Annotated in this window: 9 protein-coding genes and 2 tRNA genes; 5 read left to right on the forward strand and 6 right to left on the reverse strand. The window is 69.5% G+C overall.

Features of this window, described 5'->3' with window-relative positions; genetic code table 11:
• Positions 1-64 precede the first annotated feature (64 nt).
• Entirely contained in the window at positions 65-475 is a 411-nt protein-coding gene (locus tag ACLJQF_RS25560; RefSeq protein ID WP_410612219.1) for a hypothetical protein, read from the forward strand.
• Between the two features lie 58 nt (positions 476-533).
• On the opposite strand, the gene ACLJQF_RS25565 is transcribed toward ACLJQF_RS25560, so the two are convergent.
• From ACLJQF_RS25565 to ACLJQF_RS25575, 3 genes are all read right to left on the reverse strand, one after another.
• Positions 534-698 (reverse strand): hypothetical protein, encoded by a 165-nt coding sequence (locus tag ACLJQF_RS25565; protein ID WP_410612220.1) that lies wholly within the window; start codon positions 696-698, stop codon positions 534-536.
• Positions 699-826: 128 nt separating this feature from the next.
• The gene (locus ACLJQF_RS25570) at positions 827-1,369 is read right to left on the reverse strand and encodes a type 1 glutamine amidotransferase domain-containing protein (protein ID WP_410612221.1); all 543 of its coding nucleotides are present in this window, start codon (positions 1,367-1,369) and stop codon (positions 827-829) included.
• An 86-nt stretch (positions 1,370-1,455) separates the two neighbouring features.
• The gene (locus ACLJQF_RS25575; protein WP_410612223.1) at positions 1,456-3,048 is read right to left on the reverse strand and encodes a PP2C family protein-serine/threonine phosphatase; all 1,593 of its coding nucleotides are present in this window, start codon (positions 3,046-3,048) and stop codon (positions 1,456-1,458) included.
• Between the two features lie 139 nt (positions 3,049-3,187).
• On the opposite strand from ACLJQF_RS25575, the gene ACLJQF_RS25580 reads away from it, so the two are divergent.
• Positions 3,188-7,825, forward strand: a complete 4,638-nt coding sequence (locus tag ACLJQF_RS25580) for a HAMP domain-containing protein (RefSeq protein WP_410612224.1) — start codon at positions 3,188-3,190, stop codon at positions 7,823-7,825.
• Positions 7,826-7,834: 9 nt separating this feature from the next.
• Here the strand turns inward: ACLJQF_RS25580 and ACLJQF_RS25585 are convergent.
• Positions 7,835-7,905: transfer RNA gene (locus ACLJQF_RS25585), tRNA-Gly, on the reverse strand.
• Between the two features lie 81 nt (positions 7,906-7,986).
• Here ACLJQF_RS25585 and ACLJQF_RS25590 point away from each other — a divergent pair.
• From ACLJQF_RS25590 to ACLJQF_RS25600, 3 genes are all read left to right on the forward strand, one after another.
• Positions 7,987-8,060, forward strand: a tRNA-Pro gene (locus ACLJQF_RS25590).
• 428 nt (positions 8,061-8,488) lie between these two features.
• The gene (locus tag ACLJQF_RS25595) at positions 8,489-9,469 is read left to right on the forward strand and encodes a tyrosine-type recombinase/integrase (RefSeq protein WP_410612226.1); all 981 of its coding nucleotides are present in this window, start codon (positions 8,489-8,491) and stop codon (positions 9,467-9,469) included.
• Positions 9,470-10,670: 1,201 nt separating this feature from the next.
• Positions 10,671-12,629, forward strand: a complete 1,959-nt coding sequence (locus tag ACLJQF_RS25600) for a DUF6541 family protein (RefSeq protein ID WP_410612228.1) — start codon at positions 10,671-10,673, stop codon at positions 12,627-12,629.
• On the opposite strand, the gene ACLJQF_RS25605 is transcribed toward ACLJQF_RS25600, so the two are convergent.
• Together ACLJQF_RS25605 and ACLJQF_RS25610 are read right to left on the reverse strand one after the other, a co-directional pair.
• The gene (locus tag ACLJQF_RS25605; protein ID WP_410612230.1) at positions 12,621-13,394 is read right to left on the reverse strand and encodes an alpha/beta fold hydrolase; all 774 of its coding nucleotides are present in this window, start codon (positions 13,392-13,394) and stop codon (positions 12,621-12,623) included. The two genes, ACLJQF_RS25600 and ACLJQF_RS25605, sit on opposite strands and share 9 nt — an antisense overlap.
• Positions 13,391-14,188, reverse strand: coding sequence for an NAD(P)H-binding protein (locus tag ACLJQF_RS25610; RefSeq protein WP_410612232.1), 798 nt, complete (start codon positions 14,186-14,188; stop codon positions 13,391-13,393). Before ACLJQF_RS25610 ends, ACLJQF_RS25605 begins: the two co-directional genes overlap by 4 nt.
• Positions 14,189-14,242 lie beyond the last annotated feature (54 nt).

Raw genomic sequence — 14,242 nt, forward strand, 5'->3', positions numbered from 1 at the left:
TTCGCGGATGTTGTTCCTGTTCGCCCAGATACGTCCACATCGGACAGTCGAAGGGACGCCGACGATGCCGTATCCCCCGCCCCCGGAGCCGTACGGAACGCCGTACGAGCCCGCCGCCACCGAAGAGATCGTGGAGCGCACCCACCCGCGCATCCGGGCCGTGCGCACGATCAACGCCCTCATCCACCTGGTCTGCGCGGTGTTCGCGCTGGTCCTGGCCGTGCACATCGTGCTGGTGCTGGGCGGGGCGAACTCGGCGAACGGTTTCGCGCACCTGATCTCGGAGTGGTCGGCGGGCGTGTCACTCGGCCTGCGGACCCTCTTCACGCCGGACTCGGAGGGGTTGCGGACGTTCCTCAACGACGGCCTCGCCGCGGTCCTCTGGCTCATCATCGGTGCCATCCTGACCGACGTCATCACCCGGATCGGCGTGCCCGGCCCCCGGCGCGTCTGGTACCGGCGCAGCTACCGCTGACCCCGGCCACGAAGAAGGCCTCCCCGGCACAGTGCCGGGGAGGCCTTCTTCACGGTCATCAGCGTTGCGGCTGTTCGGCACCCGGTTGAACGGGCTCCGGCTCGGGTTCGGGTAGAACCTGGCCGGCGGGCTCGCTGCCGCGGGGAGCGGGAACGCCCTCGGCGGCCATCGCGTCGAAGTGTTCACGGCACCAGCGGCCGTAGCGCCTTGCGTGCACAGTCATCGCGTCCACCTCCTCTCCACGGGCGGTCCTCGTCACACCCTCAGCGTCCTCCGCCGCGGTGCCGAAAGCCAACAGATTTAAGCGGGACTTAACACACACGAACGAGTGAAGTCCGTGCAGGACAACGGTTAGGCCGCGAACTCCCGCACGACTGCCTGACAGAAGGCCGGCAGGTCGTCCGGATTGCGGCTGGAGACCAGTCCGTTGTCCACTACGACCTCTTCGTCGACGACCGTGCCGCCGGCGTTACGGATGTCCGTCCGCACGCTCGGGTACGACGTCAGCGTGCGACCACGTACGACATCGGCTTCGACGAGCGTCCACGGACCGTGGCAGATCACCCCGACCGGCTTGCCCGCCCGCACGAAGTCGCCGACGAACTTGACCGCGGCGGGGTCCGTGCGCAGGTTGTCGGGGTTCATCGTGCCGCCGGGCAGCAGCAGCGCGTCGAAGTCGCCGATTTCGACGTCGGCCACCTTCCGGTCCACCGCAAACCGGTCACCCTTGTCGATGTCGCCGTTCATCGCCTGGATTTCGCCGGCGTCCAGCGAGACCAGCTCGACCGTCGCGCCCTCGTCGAGGACGGCCTGGCGCGGTTTTTCCAGCTCGACCTGTTCGACGCCGTCCGCGGCCAGGATCGCGACCCGGCGTCCTTGCAGTGCGTTCGCCATGGGGCTCCCTAGGTCGGAAACTGAGTGCACCGGGGTAATTACCCCCTCGTCACGGCCTCAAACCAAGTCCACAAAGGACGGTGCAATCAGTCCGCACATTCCACGGCGAGCACAGCGATATCGTCATGTGCCGAGCTGCCGAGCCAGTCGCGAACGGACTGACGCAGCTGCCGGACCACCTCACGCGCAGGCTCTCCCGCGGCCGCGGCGAGCACCGAGCGCAACCGGTCGTCTCCGAAGAGTTCCGTCTGGTCGTGCCGGTTGCGGGCTTCGGTGATGCCGTCGGTGTAGAGGAGACAGACGTCGCCGCGTTCCAGCCGCACCTCGGCCTCGGCGAACCGGGCCTGCGGCGAGATGCCGACCAGCGTGCCCGGAACCGTGACCTCCTCGACCACGCCCGCGCGCCGGACGATCAGCGGCGCCGGGTGGCCGCCGGAGGCCAGCGTCAGGCCGACGCCGCCGTCGGAGGGCTTCACCGTGCCGAGCACGAGGGTGGCGAACCGGCTGCTGCCGCCGGCGATGAGCAGCTCGTTGAGCAGCCGCAGCAGCGTGCGGCCGTCGCGTTCGACCATGGCGAGCGCGGTCAGGGCGTGCCGGACCCGGCCGGTCAGGGCCGCGGCCTCGGGGCCCTTGCCGCAGACGTCGCCGAGCACCAGGAACGCGCTGCCGTCGCCGTGGGGCAGGACGTCGAAGAAGTCGCCGCCGACGGCGAGCACCCCGCCCGCCGGCTCGTACCAGGTCTCGAACCGGGCGCCGTCGAGGCCGGGCGGGTCGACCGGGCGCAGCGTCGTCTCCAGCCCGCGGGTCGCCTCTTCCTGCCGGGCGAAGCGCTGGGCGTTGGCCAGCGCCGTCCCGGCCGCCGCGGCGAACTCGGCCACCGCGCGGGACTGTTCGGCGCCGAACTCGGCGTCGCCGTGGCGGCCCAGCAGCAGGGCGCCGGTGACCTCGGCGCCCACGCTCGGCCCGAGCGAGACGACCGAGACGTCGGCGTGCCCGGCGAACCGGTCGCCGACGACGGACGGCAGGGTGGCGACCTCGGGCGCGGGGACGGGCGCCTGCTGGGGCGGCCCGGTGGCCCCGAACGTCGCCGCCAGCACCGGCGCGACCTGGGCCGGCACCCGCCGGATCCGGCCGTGGCCCTGCGCGGCCGGCCGCTCGCAGCTCCACCACTCCCACCGGCCGCGGGTGGTCGGCAGCAGCACGAAGACGGTTTCGGCCAGCGCGGACGCGGCCAGCTCGGCGATCACCCGGGCGGTGCCGTGCCGCCCGCGCGCGGCGGCCAGCCGCGGGCCGGCCTCGGCCAGGAAGTCGCCCACGCGGCGCTGCAGGACGTCGTCCGCGAGGACGGTCCAGGCGTGCCAGCCGCCGGGCAGGGCGCGGATGCGGGCCGGGCGCAGGTGCCCGGCCAGTTCGACGTGGCCCGCCCTTGATTCTGCGGGAGTCCGGGTGACGGCGCCCCCGGACGTCACCGCGGGCACGTGCAGATAGGGCTCGGCGTCGCCGGCCAGCGCCCGCGCCGCCGGGTTCGACCAGCGCACCACACCCGCGGCGTCCTGCAGGAACACCGCGTCGCGGACATCCTCGAGAGCCGCCCGAGCGAAGGCGTCGATGCCCGGCGGCCCGCCGTCACCGGGCATCGGCGGCAGGGCCGTCGAGGCCGGGGCCGGACGTGACACCATGCACGGACCTCCTGCCTCCGGACTGCTGTCGCACGGCTACCGCGTGAGCGGGCGGGCTGGCTCGAAGTGTAGGGCGAAGCATGGCACGCTGGGTCGACGACCATGGCTGGCGCATGCGTGGTGGAGAGGGTCGGCACACATGACAACGGAATCCCAGAGCGAGGCGGCCGCGCTGGAGCGGGTGCTGGTCGCGGTGCGGGATCTCGGGGACGGCAACTTCCGCCGGCGGCTCGTCCCGCACGGCGATGGCATCTCGGCGCAGCTCGCGGTCGCGTTCAACGACATCGCCGAGCGCAACCAGCGGCTGGTCAGTGAGCTGCTGCGGGTCCGCGCGGCCGTCGGGCAGGAAGGCAGGCTCAGCGAGCGGCTCGAAGGCCAGGTCGGACCCGGGGGCTGGACGACCGCCGTCGACGCCGTCAACGGCCTGGTCGAGGACCTCACCCGGCCGGCGACCGAGCTGGAGCGCGTGCTCGGCGGGGTCGCCGACGGCGACCTGTCCCAGCCGATGACGCTGACCCTCGACGGGCGCCCCCTGCAGGGCGCGTACGCCACGCTGGCGAAGACGGTCAACGGCCTCATCGCGCAGCTGTCACGCTTCGCCGCCGAGGTGACGAGGCTCTCCCGCGAGATCGCGGGTGAGGGACGTCTCGGTGGCCAGGCGGTCGTCCCGGGCGTGTCGGGCACCTGGCGCGACCTGACCGACTCGGTCAACTTCATGGCCGACAACCTCACCGAGCAGGTCCGCAACATCGCCCAGGTCACCACCGCCGTCGCGCGCGGCGACCTGACCCAGAAGATCAACGTCGACGCCCGCGGCGAGATCCTCGAGCTCAAGAACACCATCAACACGATGGTCGACCAGCTCTCGGCGTTCGCCGACGAGGTCACCCGCGTCTCGCGCGAGGTCGGTTCGGACGGCAAGCTCGGCGGCCAGGCCCAGGTGCCGGGCGTCGCCGGGACGTGGCGCGACCTGACCGACTCGGTCAACCTGATGGCCGACAACCTCACCGACCAGGTCCGCGGGATCTCCCAGGTGGCGACCGCGGTGGCCAGCGGCGACCTGACGAAGAAGATCGACGTCGACGCCCGCGGCGAGATCCTGCAGCTGAAGAACACGCTGAACACGATGGTCGACCAGCTCTCGGCGTTCGCCGGCGAAGTCACCCGGGTCGCGCGCGAGGTCGGCAGCGAGGGCAAGCTGGGCGGGCAGGCCGAGGTGGCCGGCGCGGCCGGGACGTGGCGCAGCCTCACCGACTCGGTCAACCAGATGGCCGACAACCTCACCGACCAGGTCCGGAACATCTCGCACGTCACCACGGCCGTGGCGAAGGGCGACCTGACCCAGAAGATCACCGTCGACGCCCGCGGCGAGTTCTTCGAACTCAAGACGACGATGAACACGATGGTGGACCAGCTGTCCGCCTTCGCGGACGAAGTCACCCGGGTGGCGCGCGAGGTGGGTACGGAAGGTCAGCTGGGCGGGCAGGCGCAGGTCCCCGGCGTCGCCGGCACCTGGCGCGACCTCACCGGGTCCGTGAACTTCATGGCGAACAACCTGACCACCCAGGTGCGCAACATCGCCCAGGTCGCGACGGCCGTCGCGCGCGGCGACCTGACGCAGAAGATCGCGGTGGACGCCCGCGGCGAGATCCTCGAACTCAAGACCACGCTGAACACGATGGTGGACCAGCTGTCCGCCTTCGCGGACGAAGTCACCCGCGTGGCGCGCGAGGTCGGCACCGAGGGCAAGCTCGGCGGCCAGGCCACCGTGCCCGGCGTCGCCGGGACCTGGAAGGACCTCACCGACAACGTCAACTCGATGGCGAACAACCTGACCGACCAGGTCCGGAACATCGCCACGGTGACGGCGGCGGTCGCGAAGGGCGACCTGACGCAGAAGATCACCGTCGACGCCCGCGGCGAGATCCTCGAACTCAAGACCACGCTGAACACGATGGTGGACCAGCTGTCCGCCTTCGCGGACGAAGTCACCCGAGTGGCACGCGAAGTCGGCACCGAAGGCATCCTCGGCGGCCAGGCGCGGGTCCGCGGCGTCGCGGGCACGTGGAAGGACCTCACCGACAACGTCAACGTCATGGCCGACAACCTGACCGACCAGGTGCGCAACATCGCCACCGTGGCGAGCGCGGTGGCCAACGGCGACCTGTCGAAGAAGATCCGGATCGAGGCCCAGGGTGAGGTCGCGGCGCTGGCCGAGACGCTGAACGGGATGGTCGAGACGCTGCGCGCGTTCGCCGACGAGGTCACCCGCGTCGCCCGCGAAGTCGGCACGGAAGGCATCCTCGGTGGTCAGGCCCGCGTGCCCGGTGTCGCCGGGACCTGGAAGGACCTGACCGAGAACGTCAACTTCATGGCGCACAACCTGACCAGCCAGGTGCGCAACATCTCGCAGGTCACGACGGCGGTCGCGAAGGGCGACCTGACGAAGAAGATCGACGTCGACGCCCGCGGCGAGATCCTCGAGCTCAAGACCACGATGAACACGATGGTCGACCAGCTCTCGGCGTTCGCGTCCGAGGTCACGCGCGTGGCGCGCGAGGTCGGCACCGAGGGCAAGCTGGGCGGCCAGGCCGAGGTCGACGGCGTGTCGGGCACCTGGCAGCGGCTCACCGAGAGCGTGAACCAGCTGGCCGGGAACCTGACCACCCAGGTCCGCGCGATCGCCCAGGTGGCGACCGCGGTGACGGCGGGCGACCTGACCCGGCACATCACGGTCGACGCGTCCGGCGAGGTCGCCGACCTCAAGGACAACATCAACCAGATGATCGCGAACCTCAAGCAGACGACGAGGACCAACCGCGAGCAGGACTGGCTGAAGACGAACCTCGCGCAGCTGTCCGGGCGGATGCAGGGGCACCGCGACCTGGCGTCGGTCGCGGCGCTCATCCTGTCCGAGCTGGCCCCGCTGGTCCGGGCCCAGCAGGGCGCGTTCTTCCTGGCCCGCGACGACGACCGCGACGGCACGGTGCTGGAGTGCATCGCGGCCTACGGGCTCGCGCAGTCCCGGGCGGGGCTGCGGTTCGCGATGGGCGAGTCGCTGATCGGCCAGGCCGCCGTCGACCAGCGCACGGTCCTGGTGCACAACGCGCCGCCGGAGTACGCGCTGATCTCGTCCGGGCTCGGCGCGGCCGCGCCGGTGAACCTGATCGTGCTGCCGGTGCTGTTCCAGGGCGAGGTGCTCGGGGTGCTGGAGCTGGCCTCGGTGAACGAGTTCAGCACGGTCCACCAGGACCTGCTGGAGCAGCTGCGCCACACCATCGGCGTCAACGTGAACACGATCCTGTCGAACTCGCGGACCGAAGCGCTCCTGACGGAGTCGCAGCGGCTGGCCCAGGAGCTGCGGGCGCGGTCGGAGCAGCTGCAGGCCCAGCAGGGCGAGCTGCGGCGGTCCAACACCGAGCTGGCCGAGAAGGCCGCGCTGCTGGCCCAGCAGAACCGCGACATCGAGGTCAAGAACAGCGAGATCGAGCAGGCGCGTCAGGAGCTCGAGGAGCGCGCCGGGCAGCTGACGGTGGCGTCGCAGTACAAGACCGAGTTCATGGCGAACATGTCGCACGAGCTGCGGACGCCGCTGAACAGCGCGTTGATCCTGGCGAAGCTGCTGTCGGAGAACCCGGAAGGGAACCTGACGGAGAAGCAGATCCAGTTCGCCAGGACGATCTACGCGGCCGGGTCGGACCTGCAGCAGCTGATCAACGACATCCTGGACCTGGCCAAGGTCGAGGCGGGCCGGCTGGACATGCAGATGACCGACATCACGCTGCCGGAGCTGGTGGACTACGTCGAGTCGCTGTGCCGGCCGCTGACCGCGGACAAGGGCCTCGAGTTCGCCGTCCACATCGACCCGCCGGTGCCCGGCAGTGTCCACACCGACGAGCACCGCCTCCAGCAGATCCTCCGCAACCTGCTGTCGAACGCGGCGAAGTTCACCAACGAGGGCCGGGTGCGGCTGCACATCCGCGCGGCGGACCCGGCGGAGGTGGAGCAGGAGGCGCTGCGCGGCGCGCCCGGCATCATCGCGTTCGCCGTCGAGGACACCGGGATAGGGATCCCGGAGGAGAAGCTGGCGGTCATCTTCGAGGCGTTCCGCCAGGCGGACGGCACGACGAGCCGCAAGTACGGCGGCACGGGCCTCGGGCTGAACATCAGCCAGCAGCTGACGGAGCTCCTGGGCGGCGAGCTGCGCGTGGTGAGCGAGCCGGGCGTGGGCTCGACGTTCACCCTGTACCTCCCGGTGGCGGCGGCCAACCTGGTGGACCCGGCCTTGACGGCGCTGTCATCGCCCCGCCTCCCCGCGGTACCCGGCACGGTGCTGGTGGCAGCCCCGGACGTGACGCCCAAGCGTTTCCACGGCGAGAAGGTCCTGATCGTCGACGACGACCTCCGGAACGTGTTCGCCCTGGCGGCGGTCCTGGAGCAGGCGGGCCTGGAGGTGATCTACGCGGAGACGGGCGTCGACGGCATCCGGGCCCTGGAGCGCAACGAGGACACGGCCCTGGTCCTGATGGACGTGATGATGCCGGAACTGGACGGCAACGCGACGATCGCGGCGATCCGGGCCGAGGCGGCCAACGCGGACCTGCCGGTGATCGCCGTCACAGCCAAGGCGACGGCGGAGGACCGGGCACGCACTCTGGCCAGCGGCGCGGACGACTACATCACGAAGCCGGTGGACACGGACAAGCTGCTGGACGTGATCGCGACCTCGCTGGAGGCGGACGCCGCTTCGACCCGCGACGCCGCCTCTTCGGCTTGACCCTCGTTGAGCGGGTGACGGGAATCGAACCCGCGTAGCTAGTTTGGAAGACTAGGGCTCTACCATTGAGCTACACCCGCGTGCCCCCAGAGGTACCCGGGTGCGAAGCCAGCTTAGCGTGACCCGCTAGGCTGATCGCACACCCCCCCCTGGGGGTGTGCCGGGATGTGGCGCAGCTTGGTAGCGCATCCGCTTTGGGAGCGGAGGGTCGCAGGTTCAAATCCTGTCATCCCGACGGACTGGGCTGGACCTGCGGGTTCAGCCCTTTTTCGTGTCGGCGGATCCGGCTCGGGAGCTAGCACAGCGCTTGGTGACACTCCTATTTGAAGGTGTGGACATGCGCAACCGAGTCCTCGTGCCAACCCCTCCAGCTTGGCAAGCACTGATCGACGAGTGGCTATGACACTCGAAGCCGAGAACAAGAGCCCCCGAACGTCGAGGACTCCACCGCATGGCTCGCCTTGGTCCCAGCGGAGCCTGCCGAACCGGCCGACTACGAGCCAAACCACTACAAGCGCTGGCAACGCGCACAACAACTACCGAGCACTCCACGCTTGGGGGTCTGGCTACTAGACGAAGATGAGCTCGACGTGCACCCGATGGCAAAGCTCAAGCCCCCCGCACGTCCCGGATCAGCCGCCGCCCGTCACACCCGCCGACTTCATGAAGAAGGTTCTCAAGGATTGCCAGGGCAAGGACTTCATGAGTCGGCGCGACGAGGCGATCATCAGGCTGATCTGGGACACCGGCGGGCGACTCTCCGAGATCGCGAGCCTGGATTTGACTGACGTCGATTTGCAACGGCGTGTCGTCGAGGTCATCGGCAAAGGCGGGAAACGCCGAGGGTTGCCGTTCAGCCCAATGACCGGCGATGCGACTGGCTGCTGGTGTTGGCAGTGCCTGGACTGGCCGGTCGTCGCGGTAAGTGTCACCTTGGGAGCCTCCGGTCCCGGCTTCGGTGTTTCTCGGCGAGCCGGGTCGTGGCTTGCGTCACGACGGCCTGCCGCCATGGGCGCCGGCTGGAGGATGCGGCATCAGACGTCCGGGCACGGTGCCGGAGCTGGCGCGGGAGATCCCTCCCCCGCCACCCGTCAACGAACCTCAGACGCGCGACTAGCCGACATCGTCGGCAAAATCCTCCCGACTCGACGGCACCGCACCTGTCCCCGCGCGGTGAAACACTTGCTTCACAACGCCTATCGCGCCAAGAAGCGCACGAAGCCAGCCAGCACCCGACACCCCGGCCCAGCCACGATCAGGCTGCGCAGCCTCACTCGCACAGCAAGATCATCTCGAGCTACGCGAGCATTGCGAACGAACCCGCCTCCACCAAATAGACGAGCAATTCAAGTGCTTACCTTGATCAGTAGACGGACGAACGAAATGCAATCAGCTCGCCAGCCGCCAAATTGCCACCAGGAGCGCTACCTGAATCCATCCCCTCCGGCACCTGGAAGCCGCCGGCCGCATGCTGAGCGGCTCGAGCAGCCCACCAACGCGCCGCCTCTGTATTGCAAACCGATACCGCACGCTGAGCCAGACCGAGTGCAAACTCGGCGGTCACGGCAGTGCAACAGACCGGGCTCATTTTGGTCGCCAGATCCAGATTTGTCAGGACGCCGCCACTGGCAGGGATTTGCTTGACCGCGAGAACCTCGACACTATTCACTATTGAACCCTTTCGGTCTATCACGGCGACACCCAGGTAGATATCGCTGCAATCAGCCTATCAAGGAGAAGTCGGGCAAGTTGATAAAATCCATATTTTTCGGGTAGGATCCGCGAAAATCTCGGAAGAACAGAGTGCCCGAAGGGGCGCATGAGACATTTCGGGTGATGTTCTGTGACGCTGTGTGATATTAGGACGCGTCGAGCATGTCGACCACCATAGGCGGGTTTCACGCCAGTGTGCGCTCAGCACCCTGACGACTGCTGCGCGTACGAGCCGCAGCGAGCGTGGCGTCCGTCTTGGTCGCCGGCGATGTCGCCGCAGGCGGCCCCGACGGTCGACCTGTCACCTGATCTTCGGTCGTCTCCCCGCCGAGGGATTTGGCGTAGGCGGATAGGTCGCCGGCCGTCTTCGTCACGGCGTTGCTCAGGTCAGTCGTGCCCTTGACCGCCTCGGCCAGCAACCCCAGCGCCTGAGTGACCTCGTGCTACCTGCTGCCCTGGGTGGGCCTCCCCGCCCGGCTGGTGCCGTCGGTTGGCCCGGCGACGCATGCGTGCAACCAGGTCATCGGCAACTTCGGAGAGCCTGGCAGCTTCCTCACAGCGCGGTGGCCGTCACCGGCACCCTCTTCGTGCTGTTCCATTTGGTTCCCTTGTTGCAGTAGGAGAATCTTCGGCAGGCTGCCTTGCAGTGGCAACGCAGTCTGAGGTTGGAGGTGTCGCCGTCCGGCTGATCGGCATCGAGCCGGGCAGCTCGATGCCGACATCTCCACTGTTTCTTTCCACACGCACTCAACCCACCGCCGGGGTCGGGCGTGTTCAGGGTTGAACCGCGTGAAGGTGCGCGGTCGAGCGGAAGGAGACGTGCGCAGAACGACCACCCTCGTGCCGAGAGAGGGGATCTCCGGTGGGCGCCAGTCCTGCTCGGACGTCACCTCACCCGGCTTCGCCGCGCCCATGCAGGTCGCCACGACGGTCCGGGTCGCCGTTTTTCCTCGATTTCCGACGGCGATCTTCGCGAACCAGCCTTACGGATTCCACCGCTCTGTTCGCATATTTTCTGCGAATTCCACAATTCACGCCGGTGTCGTAACCTTCTGCGACCCACCGGCGATGACGTCACCAGAACCCGCCGATTTCGGCCGGGTGACTGCAGTTCGTACGAGGGGGTTCGACCATGTCGTGGCTTTCCGCTGCGCCGACGATGTTGCTGTGCGGAGCACTGCTCGTCCTACCCGGACTACCCCTCACCTATCTGCTCGGGCTGCGGCGGCTGGCGATGGTGGCGCTCGCCCCCGTCGTCGTGGTGGCCGTGGTGGCCACGACGGCGATCGTCGCGTCGAAACTCGGCATCCGGTGGTCGGTGCCGCTGGTGCTCCTCGTCTTCGCCGGCTCGGCAGTGGTGCTCGGCGGCGTCGTCCTGCCCCTGCGCAAACGTCTGCCGCGGCCCGCTGCCGGTGACAGCCTGCCGGTCCTCGCCGCCGCCGTGGCGGGGCTGGCCGTCGCCCTGGTGCTCGGTGTGCTCACCGTGCGTGCCGCGATCAGCAGCCCCGAGGAACTGCTCAAGACCGACGACTCGTCGTTCCACTACAACGCCATCGCCACGATCCTCAACACCGGTGAAGCGTCCACCTTCTGGATCGACACCCTCGGCGTACCCGGCCGCGTCCGCGGGTTCTACCCCGCGGGCTGGCACGACCTCGGGTCGCTGCTCGTCCTGATCACCGGTATCTCGGTGCCGGCCGCGGCGAACATCCAGTCGGTCACCATCGCGCTGGTCGTCTGGCCGCTGGGCTGTGTCCTGCTGATGCGGCAGCTGGCCGGGCCGGCCCGCCCGGCACTGGCACTCGCCGGGCTGCTCAGCGTCGCGTTCGGCACGTTCCCCTGGGAACTGCTCGGCTGGGGCATCCTCTGGCCCAACCTGCTGGGACTCGCCCTCGTGCCGGCCGGGGTGGCCGTCGTGGTGTCGATGGCCGGGCTGGCCAAGGACGACGTCATCGGCCGTGGCCGGGCTTGGCTGCTCGCGCCGGTGCTGCTGACCGGGGTGGGCATCGCGCACCCGAACGCGGTGATCAGCCTGGCCGCGATCACCGTCCCCATGGTCGCCGTCAGCCTCGCGCGGGCCGCCGTCCGGCGGCACCGGGACGGCCGACGGGCGCTCGCTGTCCTGTTCGCCACGCCCCTCGTGCTCGCCGCACCGGCGTACTGGCTGGTGGTCGTCAAGTGGGACGTGTTCGCGGGGCCGAAAAGCTCGGACTCGTCGCCCTTCGAATCGCCTTCGCAGGCGCTCGGCGAGGTGCTGACCGGGGCGACGAACAACCACAGCGCCGGCTGGGTCCTGGCCGCGCTGGTGATCGTGGGTGCCGTCTCGTGCCTCCGGCAGCGCTCCCGCCGCTGGCTGGTGGCCGGGCACGCCATCTCCGGCGGCCTGTACGTGCTCGCCGCGGGAGTGCCCGGCGCGACGCGGCGCCTCTTCACCGGATTCTGGTACACCGACTCCCACCGGCTCGCCGCCATGCTGCCGATCACCGGCATCCCGCTCGCGGTGATCGGCGTGCTCGCGATCGTCTCGGTGGTGCGCGGCCGGTTCGCGTGGGACGTCGTCGTGCTGCGCCGGCAACGCACGTGGTCCGCCGCAGCACCGATCCTCGTCGTGGCCGGCTTGCTGCTGGTGACCGGCGGCCTGCACTTCGCCGATCACCGCAACCGGGTGCTGGCCGCGTACCCCAAGGCCACTCCGCTGGTGACCCCGGACGAGTACGCGTTGTTCACGCGGATCGGCCAGCGGACCGAGCCGGGCACCATCGTGGCCCAGATGCCGTACAACGGCAGCCCGGCCGTGCAGGCCATGACCCGCCGGCAGGTCCTGTTCCCGCAGCTCAACCTGGGCCGGTTGACGCCGGACCAGGTGTACCTGGCCAAGCACCTCAACCAGGCGGCGACCGACCCGCAGGTGTGCGAGATCGTCAACCGGCTCCAGGTCCGCTACCTGCTGAGCAACCACATCGCCAAGGGCACCATGTGGGACGGCACCGCCTACCCGGCGCCGTCGGCCGGGTTCCGCCAGATCGACCAGGCCGGCGCGTACCGGCTGTACCGGGTCAGCCCGTGCGACAAGGCAGCCGACTCACGCTGAGGGCAATCCCGCCAGCCAGGCCGCCACCGTCTCGGCCAGCGCTTCCGGCTGGTCCTCCGGGGTGTGGTGGCCGGCCTTCTCCGGACGGCTCACCACCTCCAGGGAGGCGAAGTTCGCCGCGCACCACTGCACCATCGACGGCGTCAGCATCGTGTCGAAGCCCGGCTCGAAGGTCACCAGCAGCTTGGGGATCTCCACCGAGGACGCCAGCCAGCGGCCGAACGCCTCGATCCGGGCCACCACCGCGGCCGGCTCGCCGCCCAGGGGCAACGAGCGGGCCCACTGCAGGAGCGGGCGGTGGTGCGTCGTCGCGTACTCCGGCGGGAGGCCGGAAAGGAAGCCGGTGACCAGGGATTCCCCCACACCGGGCGTCTTGATCGCGCGGAACAGCTCCGCGCCCGCCGGTGGGAACTCCTCCCACGTCATCGGCTTCAAGACCGCTTCGGTGAACGCCAATGCCCGGACCCGCGACGGGTGCCGGGACGCCCAGTCCGCCGCCAGCGCGCCACCCCAGTCGTGGCCGAGCAGGACCACGTCGGTCAACGACAAGGCGTCGAACCATTCGTCCAGGTAGCGGGCGTGGTCGTCGAACGTGTACGCGATGTCCGGCCGCGGGGAATCGCCCATGCCGATCAGGTCCGGGGCCAGCCGCCACCCCGGCAGGGACGGCATCACGTTGCGCCACAAGTAGGACGACGTCGGATTGCCGTGCAGGAGCACCACCGGCGAACCGGCGCCGGAGGAACGATGAGCCAGCGTCGTCACTTGAAGGCCCCCGCGAACCGGGACGCCCACTCGGCGAACGGACGCGGCGGGCGGCCGAGCACCCGCGAGACGTCCGGGCTGACCCGCTGCTCCTCCGGCGTCGGTGTGCCGAGGATGGCCAGCGTCGACTCCGCCACCTCCGGTGGCATGAAGCCCAGCAGCGCGGAAAGGGCCTCCTCCCGCGTCTGCGGGACGAACCGCACCGGCTCCCCCACCGCCTCGCCGATCGCCGCCGCCTGGTCTTGCGGGGACACCGGGGACGGACCGGTCAGTACATACGTCTTGCCCTCGTGCGACGGGGAAAGCAGCGCCGCTGCCGCCACCGAAGCGATGTCCTCCGGGTCGATCACCGGCAGGGCCACGTCACCGAATGGGGCAGCGACCTCGCGTCCGGCGCGGACGCTTTCCGCCCACTGGAACGCGTTCGACGCGAACCCCGCCGGACGCAGGATCGTCCACTTCAGACCCGAGGACCGCACCGCCTCCTCGAACACCGCCGGGTGACGGCCCGTCCCCACGCCCTGGGACGACAGCAGCACCACCCGTTCGACCCCCGCCGCGCGTGCCCGGGCCAGCACCGGCTCCAACGAGCCCTGGAACCCCGGAGGCACCATCAAGAACGCCGCCACCCCTCCCCCGAAGTCCAGTGAGGCCAGATCTCCTTGCCGCACAACGACTCCCGGAGGTGCCAGCGCGATCCGGCGGGACACCGCCGTCACCTCTTCGCCCGCCTCGGACAGCATCCGCACCAGCGGTGCCCCGACATTTCCCGTCGCTCCCACAACCATGATCATGGGAACGACGCTACATTCGGACGTATAGTAGGTACCTAGAGGAAAGTATTGGCT

The sequence above is a fragment of the Amycolatopsis sp. lyj-109 genome, from assembly GCF_046548995.1.
In the GTDB taxonomy this organism is placed as follows: domain Bacteria; phylum Actinomycetota; class Actinomycetes; order Mycobacteriales; family Pseudonocardiaceae; genus Amycolatopsis.

Bases quoted from the DNA above. Each gene is read 5' to 3' on its own strand.
- ACLJQF_RS25560 (WP_410612219.1), top strand. From the start codon at position 65: ATGCCGTATCCCCCGCCCCCGGAGCCGTACGGAACGCCGTACGAGCCC.
- ACLJQF_RS25565 (WP_410612220.1), bottom strand. From the start codon at position 698: ATGACTGTGCACGCAAGGCGCTACGGCCGCTGGTGCCGTGAACACTTC.
- ACLJQF_RS25570 (WP_410612221.1), bottom strand. From the start codon at position 1,369: ATGGCGAACGCACTGCAAGGACGCCGGGTCGCGATCCTGGCCGCGGAC.
- ACLJQF_RS25575 (WP_410612223.1), bottom strand. From the start codon at position 3,048: ATGGTGTCACGTCCGGCCCCGGCCTCGACGGCCCTGCCGCCGATGCCC.
- ACLJQF_RS25580 (WP_410612224.1), top strand. From the start codon at position 3,188: ATGACAACGGAATCCCAGAGCGAGGCGGCCGCGCTGGAGCGGGTGCTG.
- ACLJQF_RS25595 (WP_410612226.1), top strand. From the start codon at position 8,489: ATGAAGAAGGTTCTCAAGGATTGCCAGGGCAAGGACTTCATGAGTCGG.
- ACLJQF_RS25600 (WP_410612228.1), top strand. From the start codon at position 10,671: ATGTCGTGGCTTTCCGCTGCGCCGACGATGTTGCTGTGCGGAGCACTG.
- ACLJQF_RS25610 (WP_410612232.1), bottom strand. From the start codon at position 14,188: ATGATCATGGTTGTGGGAGCGACGGGAAATGTCGGGGCACCGCTGGTG.